Raw genomic sequence first — 1,383 nt, 5'->3', positions numbered from 1 at the left:
TGGTGAAAGTTGGATGCTAGCCAGTAAGCAACGTGCCGATGGTTATCGTCAGGCTCTCATTGATGCAGACATCATTCCTAACTCAGAGTATTTAGTCGATGCAAACTGGTCGCTAAAAGAAGCGCACCAGCAAACACTGGCACTACTGAATATGGAGCAGCCGCCAGAAGCGATTTTCTGTGGCAGCGACTATATGGCAATGGGGTGCTACCAAGCGATAGCGGAGTTGGGGTTGAAGATTCCTCAGGATGTTGCCGTTGTCGGTTACGATAATCAGCAAATCGCCTCTGAAAGCTTCCCAGCATTAACGTCGGTTGAACTGCCCTACTCAGACATGGGTAAACTCGCAATCGAATCGTTGATGGCACTGATTGAAGGGCAACCGTTGCTTTCTAACAAACGCAAAGTAGAGGGTGAGCTCATCGTTCGAACCTCTTCGACAAAAACAAAAAAGGTGGGCATGTAGCCCACCATAACACCCAAAGTCGTTGGAGTTGCAGCATCGCTGCCGCTGCAAGTTCAAAGGGTAGAAGTGCTATCTAAAATTCAAACTGATAAGTAGTTTGATGCTGATAGCAATCCCCAGAGCTCAACACCCCATTGTTGAGTCCCCATTCTGGTTTGTTTGGCCCGTCTGGAAAGTACTGCGTTTCCAATGCTAGGCCGTCATAGCGTTCGTAAGTTTTACTTGCACCTGGCGTACCGGCTAAGAAATTACCTGAATAAAACTGGATGGCAGGCTTGGTGGTTTTCACTTTCATCACCACATCTTCTTTTGGTGCAATTAAAACCGCAGCGACAGACACGCCATCGGTCACTTCAGGCATGAAGACAAAGGCGTGATCGTAGCCACCAGCAGTTTTCTGATCTTGCTCTGCAAGAAATTCTTGGCCAATCGATTTTGGCTCGGTAAAGTCGAAACTGGTACCCGAAACTGGCTTTTGTTCACCGGAAGGAATTACCCCCGCATCTGTTGGCAAGTAATACCCAGCGTTAAGCTGTAAAGTATGATCCAAACTTTTTGCGCGGCTCGCCTCACCAGCCAAGTTAAAGTAGGCGTGATTGGTTAAATTCACTGGTGATGTTTTGTCGGTCTTAGCATCATAGGCGATAGCTAGTTCATTCTCGTCAGTGAGCGTGTACATCACCTTCACATCGAGGTTTCCCGGATAGCCTTGGTCACCGTCCGGGGAGCGAAGTGAAAAAGTGACCTGTTGATCATTTTGCTCTTCAACCTTCCAGCGGCGTTTATCAAACCCTTCCAAGCCACCGTGCAGTGAGTTTTCACCGTTATTGATACCAAGTTGATACTTCTCTCCGTCTATCTCAAACTGCCCCTTCGCAATTCGGTTAGCAAAGCGGCCAACAATGGAACCGAAGTAA

The 1,383-nt window shown here is 47.8% G+C and carries 2 protein-coding genes; one reads left to right on the top strand and one right to left on the bottom strand.

Going from position 1 to position 1,383, the window contains the following annotated elements; genetic code table 11:
- Window positions 1-466 (top strand): substrate-binding domain-containing protein (locus R8N28_RS24940; RefSeq protein WP_318183632.1); only part of this gene is annotated, 466 nt, incomplete at its 5' end.
- A gap of 73 nt (window positions 467-539) precedes the next feature.
- Here the strand turns inward: R8N28_RS24940 and galM are convergent.
- The coding region (galM, locus tag R8N28_RS24935) for a galactose-1-epimerase (protein ID WP_318183631.1) at window positions 540-1,383 on the bottom strand (844 nt) is incomplete at its 5' end.

Source organism: Vibrio sp. Vb1554, assembly GCF_033344235.1.
This window is presented reverse-complemented; position numbering and strand designations above follow the sequence as displayed.